Raw genomic sequence first — 17,037 nt, 5'->3', positions numbered from 1 at the left:
CTATTGATTCAGCAGGGAGGGAAACTGCCATTACGCATATCGCTGCCAATGATTGAAGCAGAGAGAAAAAAAGGTGGAGAGTCGATCTGTAAGCCGGGTTCTGTCTTGAACAGTCATTCGTCTACGATGGCCATCACTGGACATCTTTAGCAACCTACCCGGTCCCAGCGCGGGCCACGCCTTGGGACCCTATTTGGTCTTGCTCCAAGTGGGGTTTACCTAGCCACGAACTGTTGCCAGACGTGCGGTGCGCTCTTACCGCACCTTTTCACCCTTACCGGCGCCGAAGCGCTTAGGCGGTTATTTTCTGTGGCACTTTCCGTAGGCTCACGCCTCCCAGGCATTACCTGGCACTTCGCCCTATGGAGCCCGGACTTTCCTCCCCCCTCTAATTTTCATAGAGGGCAGCGACTGTCCGATCGACTCTCCGCCGCGAAGATTAACGGCAGAGCGGTCGAAGAACAAGCTCTAAAAGCCTCTGGCCAGCGCTGCGCGTCGCTTTTTTACTCGCCCTTCTGCTTATCCAGCGCAACCTGATAGAGCACATTCTTGCGCTCGCCAGTAATTTGCGCCGCCAATGCCGCCGCACGCTTGAGCGGCATTTCTTCAAGCAGCAGATTGAGAATACGCATGGCTTCGCTGCTGACAGCGTCCTCAGTCTCGGGAGCAGACCAGCCAGCGACCAGCACTACGCACTCGCCGCGCTGCTGGTTGCTGTCCGATTCGACGAACTCGCGCAGCTCGGCCAGCGGCAAGCCTTTAAGGGTTTCGAAGGTCTTGGTCAACTCGCGCGCCAGCAATGCCGGACGATCGGCGCCGAATACCAGCTCCATGTCTTGCAGGCATTCAAGGATGCGGTGTGGAGCTTCATAAAAAATCAGCGTGCGCGGCTCTTCTTTTATCAGTTCCAGGCGAGCACGTCGGCCGACAGCCTTGGCCGGTAGAAACCCTTCGAAGATGAAACGGTCCGATGGCAACCCCGCCGCCGAGAGCGCCGCAATCAATGCACAGGCCCCCGGAACCGGCACCACATTGATCCCTGCGGCACGGGCCTGACGCACCAGGTGATAACCCGGATCGGAAATCAGCGGTGTCCCGGCATCGGAGATCAATGCCACATCGTCGCCAGCGAGCAAGCGAGTGATAAAGCGACTGCCTTCATCCCTCTCGTTGTGTTCATGGCAGGCCGCCAGCGGCGTGGGGATACCGAAGTGCTGCATCAATCGCTGGGAATGGCGAGTGTCTTCGGCAGCAATCAACGAAACCTCGCGCAGGATCTTCAGCGCACGCGCACTGATGTCGTCCAGGTTGCCGATGGGCGTCGCCACCACATAAAGCGAGCCAGCAGCGGAATTCAAAGCACCTGGAGCAGTCAAAGCGCACACCTCATGATCGGTAAAAGCCGCCATTGTAGCGCGTAGCGACATTCGCGATACCTGCAAGCAACCCTCGGTTTTCCAGCCTTTTGTGCAGTGTCGCAACATTTGCATGAGCTAAATTGATCGATTCACGCCAGTAACATCGCGCCCCGGCCAGCGCTTGGGTACAATTCCACGCTTATTTGATCGAGTATCAGGAACACTTACATGATCGCTTGCCTGCGGCTGTTCTCTGCCCTCTGCCTCGCTGCCTTGCTGGCGGCTTGCGCCAGCTCGCCCTCCTCCAGCCTTGGCGAACTTCCACGGACCCCGGATGCCAGTGTCGAGCAACTGCTCGAACAGGCCACTCAAAGTAAAACGCCGGACAAGGCAGCCTTGCTGCGCTTGAGCGCGGCAGACCTGGCTTATCGTCAGGGCAATGCCGGCCAATCCGCGCAAATTCTGCAACAAGTACCGATGGAACAACTCAAGCCTGGCCAACAGGTCTTCGCCAGCACCCTGGCGGCTGAATTGGCCATGGTGCGCAATCAGCCCAAAGCGGCGCTGACGGCCCTGAGCCATCCGAGCCTGCAACGCCTGAGCGAACTGCCAGCCGAACAACAGGTTCGCACCGGCACCGTCCATGCCCGCGCCCTTGAGGCCGACGGTCAGACCCTGGCCGCCGCACGGGAGCGCATTTTCATCGCCCCCATGCTGAGCGATCAAGCTGCGAGCAAAAACCACGAAGCGATCTGGACCCTGATCGCTTCACTGCCGACCGATCAATTGCAGCCGACCACCGACGACGACCTCGGCGGCTGGCTGAGCCTGGCCCGGGCAGTGAAAACAGCCGGCACCCTGGAACAGCAGCAAGCCGCGATCGACAACTGGCGCGCGAACAATCCAAAGCACCCGGCCGCCATCCAGCTGCCGCTGCCATTGACCAAACTCAAGGATCTGGCCAGCCAGCCCCTGAGCAAGATTGCCCTGCTGCTGCCGCAAGACGGCCCGCTGGCCTCGGTCGGCAAAGCATTGCGCGAAGGTTTCATGGCCGCACACTACCAGGCGCAACAAGCCGGGCAGAAGCCGCCAGCCATCGAGTTCTATGACAGCTCGCGCCTGACCTCCCTTGACGAGTTCTATCGCAAGGCCCAGGCCGACGGCGTGCAATTGGTGGTCGGGCCGCTGGAAAAACCGCTGGTCAAACAGCTCAGCGCTCGCCCGCAACTACCGATCACCACCCTGGCGCTGAACTACAGCGAAGGCGAACAAGGTCCGCCCCAGCTGTTCCAATTCGGCCTTGCCGCTGAAGACGAAGCCCGCGAAGTATCCCGTCGTGCGCGCGCCGATGGCCTGCATCGTGCCGCCATCATGGTGCCGAAAGGCGAATGGGGTGACCGCGTACTCAGAGCATTCAGCCAGGATTGGCAAGCCAACGGCGGCAGCATTGTCGCGACCGAGCGCGTCGACCAACCGGTGCAACTGGCCCAGCAAATTGCCGACATGTTCCAGCTGCGTCAGAGCGAAGGCCGCGCCAAGAGCCTGCAAAACACCGTTGGCTCACAGGTAGCCGCCCAGCCTTCGCGTCGTCAGGACATCGAGTTCATCTTCCTGGCCGCGACGCCGCAACAGGCTCAACAGATCAAACCGACCCTGAACTTCCAGTACGCGGGTGACGTGCCGGTTTACGCCACCTCCCACGTGTTCAGCGCCAGCGGCGACCAGAACCAGTACAACGACATGAACGGTATTCGCTTCTGCGAAACCCCATGGCTGCTGGATGCCAACGACCCGCTGCGCAAACAGGTCACCGCACAATGGCCACAAGCCGCTGGCAGCCTGGGCCGTCTATACGCGATGGGCGTTGACGCCTATCGCCTGGCACCACGCCTGGGGCAACTCAAGGCCTTGCCGGACAGCCGCATCGAAGGTCAATCGGGCAGCCTGGGCATGACTCAGAATCAACGGGTCGTGCGTCAGTTGCCATGGGCAGAGTTCGTCAACGGTCAGGTTCAACGCCTGCCGGACACCTCGCACTGATGCCCGACAGGTCACGCCAGCAAAGCGGTAAGGATGCCGAGCGCCATGCGCTCGAGCATCTTCAGCAACAAGGTCTGCGCCTGCTGGCGCAGAACTGGTTATGTAAACGCGGCGAGCTTGATCTGGTCATGCTTGATGGCGATACAGTAGTATTCGTCGAAGTCCGCTACAGAAAAAACACCCAATGGGGTGGCGCGCTCGATAGCATCGATGAGCGCAAACGGCAGAAACTGATTTTCGCCGCGCAGTATTTTCTTCAGCGCGAGTCGCGTTGGGCCGATTCCCCCTGCCGCTTCGACGTGGTTGCCATCGACAGCAGCCTCGATCAGTTGAACTGGATGCAAAATGCCTTCGACTGCTGATCGCTTGCGCCCCGAACCGGACACCTACACCCAACACTTTTGCTCTTTGCTTTGCGGGCTGCACTTTCATGTGCCAAGTAGCCGCGCTAATTAAGGTCACACAGATGGACATGCAATCCCGAATTCGCCAGCTTTTTCAGGCCAGTATCGACACCAAGCAAATGGCGATGGACGTACTTGCACCGCACATCGAGCAAGCCAGCCAGGTGATGGTCAACGCCCTGCTCAACGAGGGCAAAATGCTTTCGTGCGGCAACGGTGGCTCCGCCGGCGATGCACAGCACTTTTCGTCCGAGCTGCTCAATCGCTTCGAGCGTGAACGTCCGAGCCTGCCAGCCATTGCGCTGACCACCGACAGCTCGACGATCACCTCGATTGCCAACGATTACAGCTACAACGAAATCTTCTCCAAACAGATCCGCGCCCTCGGCCAGCCGGGCGACGTATTGCTGGCGATTTCCACCAGCGGCAACTCGGCGAACATTATTCAAGCGATCCAGGCCGCACATGATCGCGAAATGATTGTCGTAGCATTGACGGGTCGCGATGGCGGCGGCATGGCATCGCTGCTATTGCCTGAAGACGTCGAGATTCGCGTACCGGCCAATGTCACTGCACGTATTCAGGAAGTCCACCTGCTGGCGATCCATTGCCTTTGCGATCTGATCGACAGCCAACTGTTCGGGAGTGAAGAATGACCCCTAATCGCCTAAGCCTTCTGGCCTTGACCCTGTGCCTCGGCATCAGCGGCTGCACATCAGTGGTTAACGCCAGCCGTGAAGCGCCGATCGAAGATGACCGCGGTACGCGCACCTTCGGCAGCAAGATCGACGATTCTCTGATCGACACCAAGGTCGGCGTGAACATCGCCAAGGCCGATCCGGCCCTGGACAACGATTCGCACATCGTCGTAACCAGCTTCAACGGTGTTGTGTTGCTCGCCGGGCAAACCCCGCGCGCCGACCTCAAGGCCAAGGCCGAACAGGTCGCCGCCTCCGTTCAGCGCGTGAAGAAGGTGCACAACGAACTGCAAGTGCTGCAGCCCTCCTCGCTGCTGGCACGCCAGAACGACACCTGGCTGACCACCAAGATCAAGACTCAGATGCTCACCGATCCCTCCATCCCGGGCTCGCGCATCAAGGTTGTGACCGAGAACGGCATCGTTTATCTGCTCGGCCTGCTGACCAAGCAGGAAGCGGCGCAGGCGACCAATCTGGTGCAAGGCGTTTCTGGCGTGCAGAAGATTGTGAAGCTGTTTGAGTACATCGACTGATACTTGCTTACGCGATGGCATCCTTGAGATCGCCTTCGCCGGCAAGCCTGGCTCCTACAGTAATAAAAAAGGCGATCCTTGCGGATCGCCTTTTTTATTACTTCACCACCTTCAAACTGGGTCGACCGCTGGGACGCGGCGGCTCGCTGTCGGGTGGCGGGATATCATCATCCGGCTCGATGTCTTCCTCGTCCTCTAGCGGCGATTCCATATCGAACACCATGCCCTGGCCGTTCTCCCGAGCGTAAATGCCCAGGATCGACGCGATAGGCACGTACAGGGTGTGTGGCACGCCACCGAAGCGCCCCTCGAAACTGACCGCCTCGTTATCCATGTGCAAATGACGCACGGCTGCCGGGGATACGTTCAGGACAATCTGCCCGTCACTGGCAAAACCCTGAGGCACCTGCACCGACGGATACTCGGAATTGACCAGCATGTGCGGGGTGCAATCGTTGTCCACAATCCACTCGTAGAGCGCGCGGACCAGATAAGGTCGACTGGAGTTCATAGCGGCTCCTTAAGCCTTAGCGCATATCGCGTTCGACACCAGACAGACTCGCCTGGAAAGCCTCACGCGCAAACTGGCGCTCCATGTAATCAAGCAGCGGCTTGGCAGGCCGCGGCAGTTCTATACCCAAAATCGGCAATCGCCAGAGTATTGGTAGTAGGCAGCAATCCACCAGACTTTGTTCCTCACTGAGGAAAAACGGCTTGTCGGCGAATAGCGGCGACACGCCTGTCAGGCTTTCGCGCAGCTCTTTACGAGCCACCACGCGAGCTGCTTCCTTGGTCCGCGAATCCAGAATCAGATCCACCAGGCCACACCAGTCACGCTGAATGCGATGAATCAGCAGACGGCTGTTGGCACGCGCCACAGGATAAACCGGCAGTAGTGGCGGATGCGGGTAACGCTCATCCAGATATTCCATCACCACGGTCGACTCCCACAACGCCAGGTCACGATCGACCAGGGTGGGCAGGCTTCCGTAAGGGTTCACTTCAATCAGTTTAGGCGGCTGACGACCAGCCTCCACGTAAATGATCTCGGCGCTGACACCCTTCTCTGCAAGTACGATGCGCACTCGGTGGGAATAGTGGTCGGCGGGGTCGGAGTAACAGGCCAACCGATTGGTCACGCCCATGGCGGTCCTCCTCGCTTGTTGAAATTATCGAAAACGGAAAAACACGCGCGCCCAGAGGGCGCCTCCCGTAACGCCTGGATCACCAGACTCGTTACACCTTCAGAGACGCCCCTGGGCGCGTGCGATTAACAGCAATGGCTTACAACGTTATCAATGGACGTCTTTCCAGTATTCACGCTTGAGCAAGTAAGCGAATACGAAGAAGAACGCCAGGTACAGCAACACATAGGTACCGATGCGCTGATGCTGCAGCTTCACCGGGTTGGCCGAGTAGGCCAGGAAGGTCACCAGATTCTTGACCTTCTCGTTGAACTGCTCTTCGGTCAGCGTGCCGGTTTTCGGCAATACGGTCAGTTGATCGCAGGCTTCATGAGTCAAAGCGGTGCCGGTCAGCGGATCGAACTGCTTCTTGCCGTCATCGACGACTTGAACCTGTTTACAGCCTACCACCTGGCGACCCTGCAAGCCGACCAGAACGTTAGGCATGCCGACGTTCGGGAACACCTTGTTGTTCACGCCCCATGGACGCGACGGGTCTTCATAGAACGAACGCAGGTAGCCATAGAGCCAATCCGTGCCACGAACGCGAGCCACCAGTGTCAGGTCGGGTGGCGCCGCACCAAACCAGGTCTTGGCGTCAGCCGGCTGCATGCCGATGCTCATGTGGTCGCCGATCTTGGCGCCAGTGAACACCAGCTTCTCGAGCATCAGCTCGTGAGGAATGCCCAGGTCATCGGCGACACGCTCGTAGCGCTGGAACTTGGCACTGTGGCAGCCCATGCAATAGTTGGCGAACGTACGTGCGCCATCCTGCATGGCAGCCTTGTCGGAAACGTCGATGTCGACTTTTTCCAGCTCTGGGCCGCCGTGTTCGGCCGCGAAGGACAGTGCTGGCAGAGCAGCAAGAATCAGTACAGCAAATAGTTTTTTCATCAGCCAGTCACCCTTTCCGGAACCGGTTTGGTCTTCTCGAGCCTGGTGTAGAACGGCATCAGAATGAAGTAGGCGAAGTACAGGAAGGTACAAACCTGCGACAGCAACGTACGTTCCGGGGTAGGCGCCATGACGCCCAGCCAGCCAAGAATCACGAAGGAGATGCAGAATACCCAGAGCCAGATCTTGCTCAGCCAGCCCTTGTAGCGCATGGACTTGACCGGGCTACGGTCAAGCCAGGGCAGGACGAACAGCAAGGCAATCGAAGCACCCATGGCAACAACACCCAGGAGCTTGTCCGGAACTGCCCGCAGAATCGCGTAGAACGGCGTGAAGTACCAGACCGGAGCGATGTGCTCAGGGGTCTTGAAGGCGTTCGCCACTTCAAAGTTCGGCTTCTCGAGGAAGTAGCCGCCCATTTCCGGGAAGAAGAACACGATCGCGCAGAAGATGAACAGGAACACCACCACGCCGACGATATCTTTCACGGTGTAGTACGGATGGAAAGCAATGCCGTCCAGCGGTACGCCGTTTTCGTCTTTGTGTTTCTTGATGTCCACGCCGTCCGGGTTGTTCGAACCCACTTCGTGCAACGCCAGAATGTGCAGCACCACCAGGCCAAGGATCACGATCGGCAAGGCAACCACATGCAAGGCGAAGAAACGGTTCAGGGTAATACCGGAAATCAGGTAGTCACCACGGATCCACTGGGTCAGGTCGTTTCCGATGACCGGGATCGCACCGAACAGCGAGATGATCACCTGGGCGCCCCAGTAGGACATCTGGCCCCACGGCAGCAGGTAACCCATGAAGGCTTCAGCCATCAGCGCCAGGTAGATCAGCATGCCGAACACCCACACCAGCTCACGCGGCTTCTGGTACGAACCGTAGAGCAGGCCACGGAACATGTGCAGATAAACCACGATGAAGAACGCCGAAGCGCCAGTGGAGTGCAGCAGACGCAGGATCGAGCCGTACTCGACGTCGCGCATGATGTATTCGACGGAAGCGAATGCTTCTTCCGCCGACGGGGTATAGCTCATGGTCAGCCAGACACCGGTAACGATCTGGTTGACCAGAACGAGCAGCGCCAGGGAGCCAAAGAAATAGAAGAAGTTGAAGTTCTTCGGGGCGTAATACTTACTGAGATGGTCTTCCCACATTTTGGTCGCGGGAAAGCGCGCATCAACCCAATCCATGAACTTGCTCATCACGCTTTCTCCGTATCGACGCCAACGACAATGATGTCATCGGTCTCATAGGAATGCGGGGGAACTGGCAGGTTCAAAGGCGCGGGTTGCGACTTGTAGACGCGGCCAGCCAAATCGTAGTGGGAACCGTGGCAAGGGCAGAAGTAGCCCCCGACCCAATCCTTGCCCAGATCGGCAGGTGCCACTTCCGGACGGAAGGTCGGCGAGCACCCCAGGTGAGTGCAGATACCGATCAGCAGCAGGACTTCTGGCTTGATCGAACGCGTCTGCGGGTCGACATAGGTCGGTTGCGTCGAGCTCTTGGAGGCGGGGTCAGACAGCTGGCCCTCAATCTTTTTCAGATTCCCCAGGATTTCCTCGGTACGGCGGACGATGAACACCGGCTGGCCGCGCCACTCAGCAATCATTTGCTGGCCTGGCTCGATTTTGCTGACATTCACTTTCACCGGTGCACCTGCGGCTTTCGCCTTGGCACTGGGAAACCATGACCCCACGAACGGGACCGCAGCCCCCACCGCTCCTGCAGCACCCACCACGGATGTGGCTGCTACCAAGAAGCGACGCCGGCCTGCATTCACGCCGTCATTGCTCATTCAGTCCTCTCCCATCAGCTTTGTGGCCTGTTAAATCAGGCGTCTACTAAGTAAAAATCTGAACTTATAAAAATTTTGCCGAATGGTAATGAAAAGCCCCAATTCTGACAAGGTAATTACCGAAGGGCTCCACTGCCAAGCCTTGTAGTATAGGGCCTCTGCGGATGTGGCAAGTTGTCACAGCGCAATTCGTTGATAAATAGCGCCCATAAAAAAACGCCCAGCTTCGCAAGGAAACTGGGCGTTCTTTTTGAACGTGAAAGCGAATTAACGCTTCGAGTACTGCGGACGCTTACGCGCTTTACGCAGACCGACTTTCTTACGTTCAACTTCACGTGCATCGCGGGTTACGAAGCCAGCTTTGCGCAGAGCAGAGCGCAGAGTTTCGTCGTAGTCCATCAGAGCGCGAGTGATACCGTGGCGGATTGCGCCAGCTTGACCACTTACACCACCGCCGATCACGGTGACGTAGATGTCGAACTTCTCGACAGTCTCAGTCAATTCCAGCGGCTGACGAACTACCATGCGGGCAGTTTCGCGGCCGAAGAAATTATCCAGCGAACGGTTGTTGATGGAGATGTTACCAGTGCCCGGACGCAGGAAAACGCGTGCGGTTGCAGTCTTGCGACGGCCAGTGCCGTAATTTTGAGTCGCCGACATAATGAACTATTCCGTTAAAACTTCAGTTCTTGGGGCTGCTGAGCAGTATGAGGGTGAGCAGCGCCCGCATAGACTTTCAGCTTACGATACATGTCGCGACCCAGCGGGTTCTTAGGCAGCATGCCTTTGACCGCGGTCTCGATCACGCGCTCAGGGGCTTTAGCGATCAGCTTTTCGAAGTTGATCGACTTGATGCCGCCCGGGAAACCGGAGTGGGAGTAGTACATTTTGTCAGTGGTTTTAGCGCCAGTAACACGTACTTGCTCAGCGTTGATTACGACGATGTAGTCGCCAGTGTCAACGTGAGGAGTGTACTCAGCCTTGTGCTTGCCACGCAGACGGCTCGCGATTTCAGTGGCCAGACGACCCAGGGTCTGACCAGCAGCGTCGACGACAAACCAGTCGCGCTTTACTGTTTCCGGTTTAGCAGTAAAAGTTTTCATTCTTTATAGCCTCAGGGGCCGCCCTGTAAATTAGACGGCGGATCTTACTGAATAGTGCGTACTTTGACAAGTCAAAGGCAGCCGGATACAGACGCTTTCGGGGGCTCGGGTCGGCGCGTCCGTTCAACGGCAAGATTCTTCGGCGGCGGCGCATCACTTCCACTGCAGAAAGAGGTGCGCAATTATGCAGATTGCGAAAAATATTTCAACCTGCTTTTATGATTGTTTTGCCCAAGGAGCACCCGATGGACTATCGCCAGCTAGGCCGTACCGATCTGAACGTGAGCGCCATCTGCCTCGGCACCATGACCTGGGGCGAGCAAAACAGTGAGACTGAAGCCTTCGCCCAGATCGAACGCGCCAAGGGCGCCGGGATCAATTTCATCGACACCGCCGAGATGTACCCGGTGCCGCCCAAGGCCGAAACCTACGCCACCACCGAACGCTACATCGGCAACTACTTCAAAAGTCGCGGCGATCGCGCCGACTGGATCCTGGCGAGCAAGATCGCCGGCCCCGGCAACACCATCGACTACATTCGCGACAAAAACCTGCGGCACAACCGCCAACACATCAGCGAAGCCGTGGACGCCAGCCTCAAGCGCTTGCAGACCGATTACATCGACCTCTATCAACTGCACTGGCCGGAACGCAGTACCAATTTCTTTGGCCAGCTCGGTTACAAACACAAGATCGAAGCCAATCTGACGCCACTGGAGGACACCCTCGAAGCGCTGGACGAACAGGTCAAGGCTGGCAAGATCCGCCACATCGGCCTGTCCAACGAAACCCCGTGGGGCACCATGCGCTTCCTTGCCCTCGCCGAAGCCCGTGGCTGGCCCCGCGCGGTATCCATCCAGAACCCCTACAACCTGCTCAATCGCAGCTTCGAAGTCGGCCTGGCGGAAATTGCCATCCGCGAACAATGTGGCTTGCTGGCCTACTCGCCACTGGCGTTCGGCTTTCTGTCGGGCAAGTACGAAGGTGGCGCGCGTCCGCCCAAAGGTCGCCTGAGCCTCTACAGCCGCTTCAGCCGCTATTTCAACCCACAGTCGGAAGCAGCGTGCAGTCGTTACGTGGCACTGGCCCGTCAACACGGCCTGGACCCGGCGCAGATGGCGCTGGCATTCGTCACACAACAGCCATTCGTGACCAGCAACATCATTGGCGCCACCACGCTTGAGCAACTGGACAGCAACATTGCCAGCATCAATTTGAAGCTGTCGGATGAAGTGCTGGCAGGCATTGAGGCGATTCACCAGGATCAGCCGAATCCTGCGCCGTAACTTACGTCGACGATCGTTCCCACGCTCTGCGTGGGAATGCATCCCGTGACGCTCCGCGTCACTTCCGAAGCGGACGCAGAGCGTCCATGGCGGCATTCCCACGCAGAGCATGGGAACGATCACGCTGCATTACAGCGACCGCGCAATAATCTCCTTCATGATTTCATTGGTCCCGGCATAAATCCGCTGCACCCGCGCATCCGCCCATGCCCGGGCGATCGGGTATTCCCACATGAATCCGTAACCGCCATGCAACTGCACGCATTCGTCGAGCACCTTGCATTGCAGGTCGGTGCCCCAGTACTTGGCCATCGCCGCCGTCGGCACGTCGAGCTTGCCTTGCAGATGCAGTTCCAGGCAGCGATCGACGAAAACCCGGCCGATCTGGATCTCGGTCGCCATTTCAGCGAGCTTGAAGCGGGTGTTCTGGAAGTCGGCGATGGCCTTGCCGAAAGCCTTGCGCTCACGGGTGTAATCCAGCGTCCACTGCAACGCCGCTTCGGCTGACGCCAAGCCTCCCACCGCGACCGTCAAGCGCTCCTGCGGTAATTCCTGCATCAGGTAAGCGAAGCCCATCCCCGCTTGGCCCAACAGGTTTTCCTTGGGCACCCGAACGTCCTGGAAGAACAGCTCCGAGGTATCTTGAGCCTTCATGCCGACCTTTTCCAGGCGCTTGCCCTTGGCGAAACCCGGCGTGTTGGCCTCCACCAGAAACAGACTGGTGCCCTTCGCCCCCGCTTTCGGATCAGTCTTGGCCACGACGATCACCAGGTCAGCGAGAAAGCCGTTGGTGATGAAAGTCTTCGAACCGTTGATCACGTATTCGTCGCCCTCCAGCACCGCGGTAGTCTTCACCCCCTGCAGGTCGGAGCCAGCACCCGGCTCGGTCATGGCGATCGCAGTGACCATCTCGCCAGACACCAGCTTGGGCAGGTATTTGTGTTTCAGCGCCTCACTGCCGTAATGCAGGATATAAGGCGCAACAATGTCCGAATGAAGAGAAAATCCGATCCCGGTCAGCCCCAGACGACCGACCTCCTCGATCACCACTGCGCTATAGAGAAAGTCTGCCCCCAGCCCGCCGTATTCTTCCGGCAGATGCGAACAGAGCATCCCCGCCTCCCCCGCCTTGTTCCAGAGATTGCGGTCGATATAGCCTTGTTTCTCCCATTGCCCATGGAACGGCACGGCCTCTTTTTCGAGGAACGTTCGCACGCTGTCGCGAAAAAGTTCGTGCTCGGGGCTGAACAAGGTTCTGGGGATCATGCGTCACCTGTCGTTATTGTCAGACGGAATTGATCTTCAGAGACTAAGCCTCGCTTCCGATACAGGACACTGGACACATCCGACAAAAAATAAGACGATCCAGCCGTCTGGTGACCACTTTCCCCTATAAGAATAAAGTTGAATTATGTCTAACCAAGCCTCCAAGCCCTTGCGGCGCATCAGCATCCTGGCTATCGACCGGGTTTTCGCTTCCACTCTCATGCAAGCCAAGGATTTCTTCCATCTGGCCAGCCTGCGCTATGGCAAACAACTGGGCCACGGCCTGACACCGGCGTTCGAAACCCGACTGGTCAGCCCCGACGGCAAACCGGTGAACAGCTTCAGCGACGTGATCATGCCGGTGGACGGCGGCCTGGAAAATGCCGACGTCATCATCCTCCCCGCCTTCTGGGACGATTTCGACACGCTCTGCAAACGTTATCCACAGGTCCTGCCGTGGCTGCGCGAACAACACGCCCGCGGGGCAGTGCTGTGTGGCGAGGCCACGGGGGTGTTCTGGCTCGCCGAAGCCGGGCTGCTCAACGGTAAGGAAGCGACCACGTACTGGCGCTTCTTCAATGCTTTCGCCGAGCGCTTCCCTCAGGTTCACCTCAACCAGGACAAACACCTGACCGACGCCGACAACCTGTATTGCGCCGGCGGCACCACCTCGGCCTGCGACCTCTACATTTACCTGATCGAGCGCTTTTGCGGTGCCAACGTGGCCCAGGCCGTGGCCCGCGACATTCTCTACGAAGTGCAACGCAGCTATGCGCCGGGGCGGATCGGTTTCGGCGGGCAAAAACTGCACCAGGATGTGATCATCCTGCAGATCCAGCATTGGCTCGAAGAACACTTCGCCGATAAATTCCGCTTCGAAGACGTGGCCCGCGAACACGGCATGAGCATCCGCAACTTCATGCGACGCTTCCAGACCGCGACCGGCGATAAACCGCTGCATTACCTGCAACGCCTGCGCATCGAGACCGCCAAGGGCTTGTTGTCCGGCAGCCGCAAGAGCATCAAGACCATCAGCTATGAAGTCGGATACGACGATGCGAGCTTCTTCGCCCGGCTGTTCCGCCAGCATACGGAGTTGTCGCCGAATCAGTATCGGCAGCAGTTTCAACAAGCAGCTTAAGGGCTGGACACCAATCCAGATTGGCTCTTCAGCGCGCATAAAAAAGGGCCTGCAATGCAGGCCCTTTTTATTTTCCGAAATGTCCTACGGCTTGTGCGCCCGGGACAGGAATTCGTGAGACTGCATTTCCAGCAAGCGGCTAAGCGTGCGCTGGAACTCGAAGGTCAGGCGACCGCCGGTGTAGAGGTCTTTAAGCTCGACTTCGGCGGAGATGATCAGCTTCACGTTGCGGTCGTAGAACTCGTCGACCATGTTGATAAAACGTCGGGCGATGTCGTCGGTGGTGACGCTCATCTGCTCGACGCCGCTGAGCAACACGGCATGGAAGATCTTGCCCAGTTCGATGTAGTCGTTCTGGCTGCGCGGGCCGTCGCACAGTTCGCGGAAGTCGAACCAGGCCACGTCATCGCAAGTGCGCACGGCGCGGATTTCACGGTTCTCGATCATCAGCACGTCGTTCTCGACGGCAGCCGTGCATTCCGGCGTCAGGGCCCGGAAACTCTTGCGCAGGCTTTCCTGGGCGGCTTCATCCAGCGGGAAGTGGAACAGCTCCGCTTGCTCGAGGTGACGCAGACGGTAATCGACGCCGCTGTCGACGTTGACGATTTCGGTGTTCTGCTTGATCAGCGCAATGGCCGGCAAGAAGCGCGCACGTTGCAGGCCGTCCTTGTACAGACCGTCCGGCACGATGTTCGAGGTCGCGACCAGGGTCACGCCGTTCTTGAACAGTTCTTCCATCAGCGTGCCAAGGATCATGGCGTCGGTGATGTCGGAGACGAAGAATTCGTCGAAACAGATCACTCGCGTTTCGTCGGAAAAGCGCTTGGCGATGATCGTCAGCGGGTTTTTCTCGCCGCCCAGAGTCTTCATCTCTTCGTGCACGCGCTTCATGAAGCGGTGGAAGTGAGTACGGGTCTTTTCCTTGAACGGCAGCGCTTCAAAGAAGGTGTCGACCAGGTAAGTCTTGCCGCGACCCACGCCACCCCAGAAGTACAGGCCTTTGACCGGCGCCTGGTCCTTCTTGCCAAACAGTTTGCCGAGCAGGCCCGGTTTGTTCTGCGAGGCCGCGACCAGATCGTCGTACAGGCGCTGCAAATGACGCACTGCCGTTTCCTGCGCAGCATCGTGGAAGAATTCCGGGCGTTTCAGATCAGCTTGGTATCGTTCTAGGGGCGTCATAATTCGTTAGCAAGGCAACAAAAACGGGCCGTCACTGTAGCGACGGCCCGTGGGAATGGCAATCGACCCTTGGTCGGACCGAACCGTTGTTTATTCCTGAACCGGTGTCAGTGCAACCCGCAATGCGCCGATGGCAGCATCGCGAGCAGCACTGTCGGCGAAGGCCGGGCTGTCGGCCACGCACTCGCCTTCCAGCCAGACGCTGAAGTTCAGGTCTTCACTGCGCACGTCCAATGGCTGGCCGGATTGCAGTTGTTTGGTCACCTGACCTGCGGTTTTGCCATCGGCGAAGTGCCGCGACAGCAGCAGCTGCTCACCATCGGCTGCCAGCAGACGGAAGCGGAAACTGCCATCGTCTTCACGGAAGCTGACAAAACGCGCGGCTTTCGCGGCTTTCTTCTTGGTGGTGGCAGCGACTTGAGTCTGGGCGACGAAAGAACGCAGGCCGACCGCTTCACGCAACTCGTTGAGGAACGGCGTGGCCACTGCACGGGCCTTTTTCGCGCCGTGTTGCAGGATGTCTTCCAGATCCGCCGGACGCTCGATCAGTTGGTGATAACGCTCGCGGGACTCGCCCAACTCGTTGTCCAGCAACTGGAACAGGCGATTCTTCGCCTCGCCCCAACCCAGGCCCTGGAGCAATTCGCTGCGGAACTCGTCGGCTTGTGCCGGTGTAGCGAAAGCCTGGAACAAGGTGAACAGGTGCGAGTTGTCCGGATCTTTGGCTTCGCCCGGGGCACGGGAGTCGGTCACGATCCGCGAAATCGCGTCTTTCATCTCTTTGGCGCTGCTGAACAACGGAATGGTGTTGTCGTAGCTCTTCGACATCTTGCGACCGTCGAGGCCTGGCAGCGTGGCGACGCTTTCCTCGATCAGCGCTTCGGGCATGGTGAAGAACTCCTTGCCCTGGCCGAACAAGTGGTTGAAGCGCTGGCCGATGTCACGGGCCATTTCCACGTGCTGGATCTGGTCACGACCGACCGGCACCTTGTGGGCGTTGAACATCAGGATGTCCGCGGCCATCAGCACCGGGTAGCTGTACAGGCCCATGGTGATGCCCGCATCCGGGTCTTCGCCATTCTCGACGTTCTTGTCCACCGACGCCTTGTAGGCGTGGGCGCGGTTGAGCAAGCCCTTGGCGGCCACGCAGGTCAGCAGCCAGGTCAGCTCCGGGATTTCCGGGATGTCGGACTGGCGATAGAACGTCACCCGGTCCACGTCCAGGCCACCGGCCAGCCAGGTCGCGGCGATTTCCAGACGCGAGCGCTGGATGCGCAGCGGGTCATCGCATTTGATCAGGGCGTGGTAGTCGGCCAGGAAGTAGAACGAATCGGCATTGCTATCGCGGCTGGCAAGAATCGCCGGGCGGATAGCCCCCGCGTAATTGCCCAGGTGCGGCGTGCCGGTGGTGGTGATGCCGGTGAGGATACGGGTACGAGTCGTCATGGGTAATCGCTTGTCAGACTGCAATCAATTCGAAAGACGCGGCAGGATCAGATCCTTGAGATCGGTCAGCTTGCCATGAAAAAAGTGTCCGCATTCTGCCACTTTCAGCAGCTCATGGGGGCGATCGAGTGCGTCGGACCAATCGTAAACGAGTTGCGGATCGATCACTTCGTCGGTTTCCGGCTGGATCAGGGTCAATGTACCTTGGTGCGGCAGTTGATCCTGATCGCCCAGACGCATGACCGCAGGCGCGACCATGAACAGATGCTTGATCTGCTCACCCTTGGCCTCCAGCCGTCCGCCGAGACTGGCTGCAACAAAACCGCCGAAGGAGAAGCCGAACAGGGTCAAAGGTAATTCAGGATGTTTGGCCCGCAGCCACTCGGCCGCTGCCTGGGCATCGTCGACTTCGCCGGAGCCCATGTCGTGCGAGCCTTCACTGGCACCGACGCCACGGTAGTTGAAACGCAAGGTAATCAAACCGGCGTCCCGCGCGGTGCGCTGCAGGGTCGAGACGACTTTGTTGAGCATCGTGCCGCCCTGCACCGGGTTCGGATGGCAGATCAGCGCCAGGCCGCGGGGCTGCTCATTGTCCGGGCTCATGTTTTCCAGATACAGGGCTTCCAACTGACCCACCGGGCCATCAATCACTACAGGGGTTTCGCGCATAAGCAAGGAAGGAACTCCGTGACCTCGAATCG

At 58.5% G+C, this 17,037-nt stretch carries 18 protein-coding genes and 1 other RNA gene; 6 read left to right on the top strand and 13 right to left on the bottom strand.

Annotated features, from left to right (window positions below; all coding sequences use genetic code 11):
- Positions 1–73 precede the first annotated feature (73 nt).
- Positions 74–427, bottom strand: an RNA gene (rnpB, locus tag FFH90_RS05755) — RNase P RNA component class A.
- Positions 428–503: 76 nt separating this feature from the next.
- Positions 504–1,409 carry a 16S rRNA (cytidine(1402)-2'-O)-methyltransferase gene (gene rsmI / locus FFH90_RS05750; protein WP_018930125.1) on the bottom strand — a complete coding sequence of 302 codons (906 nt, stop codon included), beginning with the start codon at positions 1,407–1,409 and terminating at the stop codon, positions 504–506.
- 177 nt (positions 1,410–1,586) lie between these two features.
- Here rsmI and FFH90_RS05745 point away from each other — a divergent pair, with 177 nt between their 5' ends.
- From FFH90_RS05745 to FFH90_RS05730, 4 genes are all read left to right on the top strand, one after another.
- The gene (locus FFH90_RS05745; protein WP_138866835.1) at positions 1,587–3,398 is read left to right on the top strand and encodes a penicillin-binding protein activator; all 1,812 of its coding nucleotides are present in this window, start codon (positions 1,587–1,589) and stop codon (positions 3,396–3,398) included.
- Positions 3,398–3,760 (top strand): YraN family protein, encoded by a 363-nt coding sequence (locus FFH90_RS05740; RefSeq protein ID WP_111455297.1) that lies wholly within the window; start codon positions 3,398–3,400, stop codon positions 3,758–3,760. The genes FFH90_RS05745 and FFH90_RS05740 overlap by 1 nt, the downstream gene beginning before the upstream one ends.
- A gap of 104 nt (positions 3,761–3,864) precedes the next feature.
- Positions 3,865–4,458 carry a phosphoheptose isomerase gene (locus tag FFH90_RS05735; RefSeq protein ID WP_008025961.1) on the top strand — a complete coding sequence of 198 codons (594 nt, stop codon included), beginning with the start codon at positions 3,865–3,867 and terminating at the stop codon, positions 4,456–4,458.
- Positions 4,455–5,033 (top strand): BON domain-containing protein, encoded by a 579-nt coding sequence (locus tag FFH90_RS05730; RefSeq protein ID WP_018930122.1) that lies wholly within the window; start codon positions 4,455–4,457, stop codon positions 5,031–5,033. The genes FFH90_RS05735 and FFH90_RS05730 overlap by 4 nt, the downstream gene beginning before the upstream one ends.
- A gap of 97 nt (positions 5,034–5,130) precedes the next feature.
- Here FFH90_RS05730 and FFH90_RS05725 read toward each other — a convergent pair whose 3' ends face one another.
- From FFH90_RS05725 to rplM, 7 genes are all read right to left on the bottom strand, one after another.
- Entirely contained in the window at positions 5,131–5,544 is a 414-nt protein-coding gene (locus FFH90_RS05725) for a ClpXP protease specificity-enhancing factor (RefSeq protein WP_064616201.1), read from the bottom strand.
- Between the two features lie 16 nt (positions 5,545–5,560).
- Positions 5,561–6,178: a glutathione S-transferase N-terminal domain-containing protein gene (locus FFH90_RS05720; RefSeq protein ID WP_007939828.1), complete on the bottom strand. Its 618-nt coding sequence runs from the start codon at positions 6,176–6,178 to the stop codon at positions 5,561–5,563.
- A gap of 150 nt (positions 6,179–6,328) precedes the next feature.
- Positions 6,329–7,111: a cytochrome c1 gene (locus FFH90_RS05715; protein ID WP_018930120.1), complete on the bottom strand. Its 783-nt coding sequence runs from the start codon at positions 7,109–7,111 to the stop codon at positions 6,329–6,331.
- Positions 7,111–8,322, bottom strand: a complete 1,212-nt coding sequence (locus tag FFH90_RS05710; protein WP_018930119.1) for a cytochrome bc complex cytochrome b subunit — start codon at positions 8,320–8,322, stop codon at positions 7,111–7,113. Before FFH90_RS05710 ends, FFH90_RS05715 begins: the two co-directional genes overlap by 1 nt.
- Positions 8,322–8,915 (bottom strand): ubiquinol-cytochrome c reductase iron-sulfur subunit, encoded by a 594-nt coding sequence (gene petA, locus FFH90_RS05705; RefSeq protein WP_111455296.1) that lies wholly within the window; start codon positions 8,913–8,915, stop codon positions 8,322–8,324. The genes FFH90_RS05710 and petA overlap by 1 nt, the downstream gene beginning before the upstream one ends.
- A gap of 267 nt (positions 8,916–9,182) precedes the next feature.
- Positions 9,183–9,575, bottom strand: coding sequence for a 30S ribosomal protein S9 (gene rpsI / locus FFH90_RS05700; protein ID WP_003228056.1), 393 nt, complete (start codon positions 9,573–9,575; stop codon positions 9,183–9,185).
- Positions 9,576–9,589: 14 nt separating this feature from the next.
- On the bottom strand, positions 9,590–10,018 hold the full coding sequence (gene rplM, locus FFH90_RS05695) for a 50S ribosomal protein L13 (protein ID WP_007939824.1): 429 nt from the start codon (positions 10,016–10,018) through the stop codon (positions 9,590–9,592).
- Positions 10,019–10,263: 245 nt separating this feature from the next.
- On the opposite strand from rplM, the gene FFH90_RS05690 reads away from it, so the two are divergent.
- Positions 10,264–11,304 (top strand): NADP(H)-dependent aldo-keto reductase, encoded by a 1,041-nt coding sequence (locus FFH90_RS05690; protein ID WP_111455295.1) that lies wholly within the window; start codon positions 10,264–10,266, stop codon positions 11,302–11,304.
- A gap of 129 nt (positions 11,305–11,433) precedes the next feature.
- Here FFH90_RS05690 and FFH90_RS05685 read toward each other — a convergent pair whose 3' ends face one another.
- Complete coding sequence (locus FFH90_RS05685; RefSeq protein ID WP_018930117.1) at positions 11,434–12,570, bottom strand: acyl-CoA dehydrogenase family protein; 1,137 nt, start codon at positions 12,568–12,570, stop codon at positions 11,434–11,436.
- Positions 12,571–12,814: 244 nt separating this feature from the next.
- Between FFH90_RS05685 and FFH90_RS05680 the strand changes: the two genes are divergently transcribed.
- Positions 12,815–13,711: a GlxA family transcriptional regulator gene (locus tag FFH90_RS05680; protein ID WP_172901249.1), complete on the top strand. Its 897-nt coding sequence runs from the start codon at positions 12,815–12,817 to the stop codon at positions 13,709–13,711.
- 84 nt (positions 13,712–13,795) lie between these two features.
- Here the strand turns inward: FFH90_RS05680 and zapE are convergent, their stop codons facing one another.
- The 3 genes from zapE to FFH90_RS05665 form a co-directional block, all read right to left on the bottom strand.
- Entirely contained in the window at positions 13,796–14,890 is a 1,095-nt protein-coding gene (zapE, locus tag FFH90_RS05675) for a cell division protein ZapE (protein WP_019582361.1), read from the bottom strand.
- A 90-nt stretch (positions 14,891–14,980) separates the two neighbouring features.
- Positions 14,981–16,336, bottom strand: a complete 1,356-nt coding sequence (locus tag FFH90_RS05670) for a tryptophan--tRNA ligase (RefSeq protein WP_111455294.1) — start codon at positions 16,334–16,336, stop codon at positions 14,981–14,983.
- Positions 16,337–16,360: 24 nt separating this feature from the next.
- Positions 16,361–17,005: an alpha/beta hydrolase gene (locus FFH90_RS05665; protein ID WP_019582363.1), complete on the bottom strand. Its 645-nt coding sequence runs from the start codon at positions 17,003–17,005 to the stop codon at positions 16,361–16,363.
- Positions 17,006–17,037: the final 32 nt, after the last annotated feature.

Origin of the sequence: Pseudomonas sp. ATCC 43928 (genome assembly GCF_005938665.2) — a bacterium.
In the GTDB taxonomy this organism is placed as follows: Bacteria; Pseudomonadota; Gammaproteobacteria; order Pseudomonadales; family Pseudomonadaceae; genus Aquipseudomonas.
The sequence above is the reverse complement of the archived record's forward strand: the minus strand, read 5'-3'. Positions and strand labels throughout refer to the sequence as shown.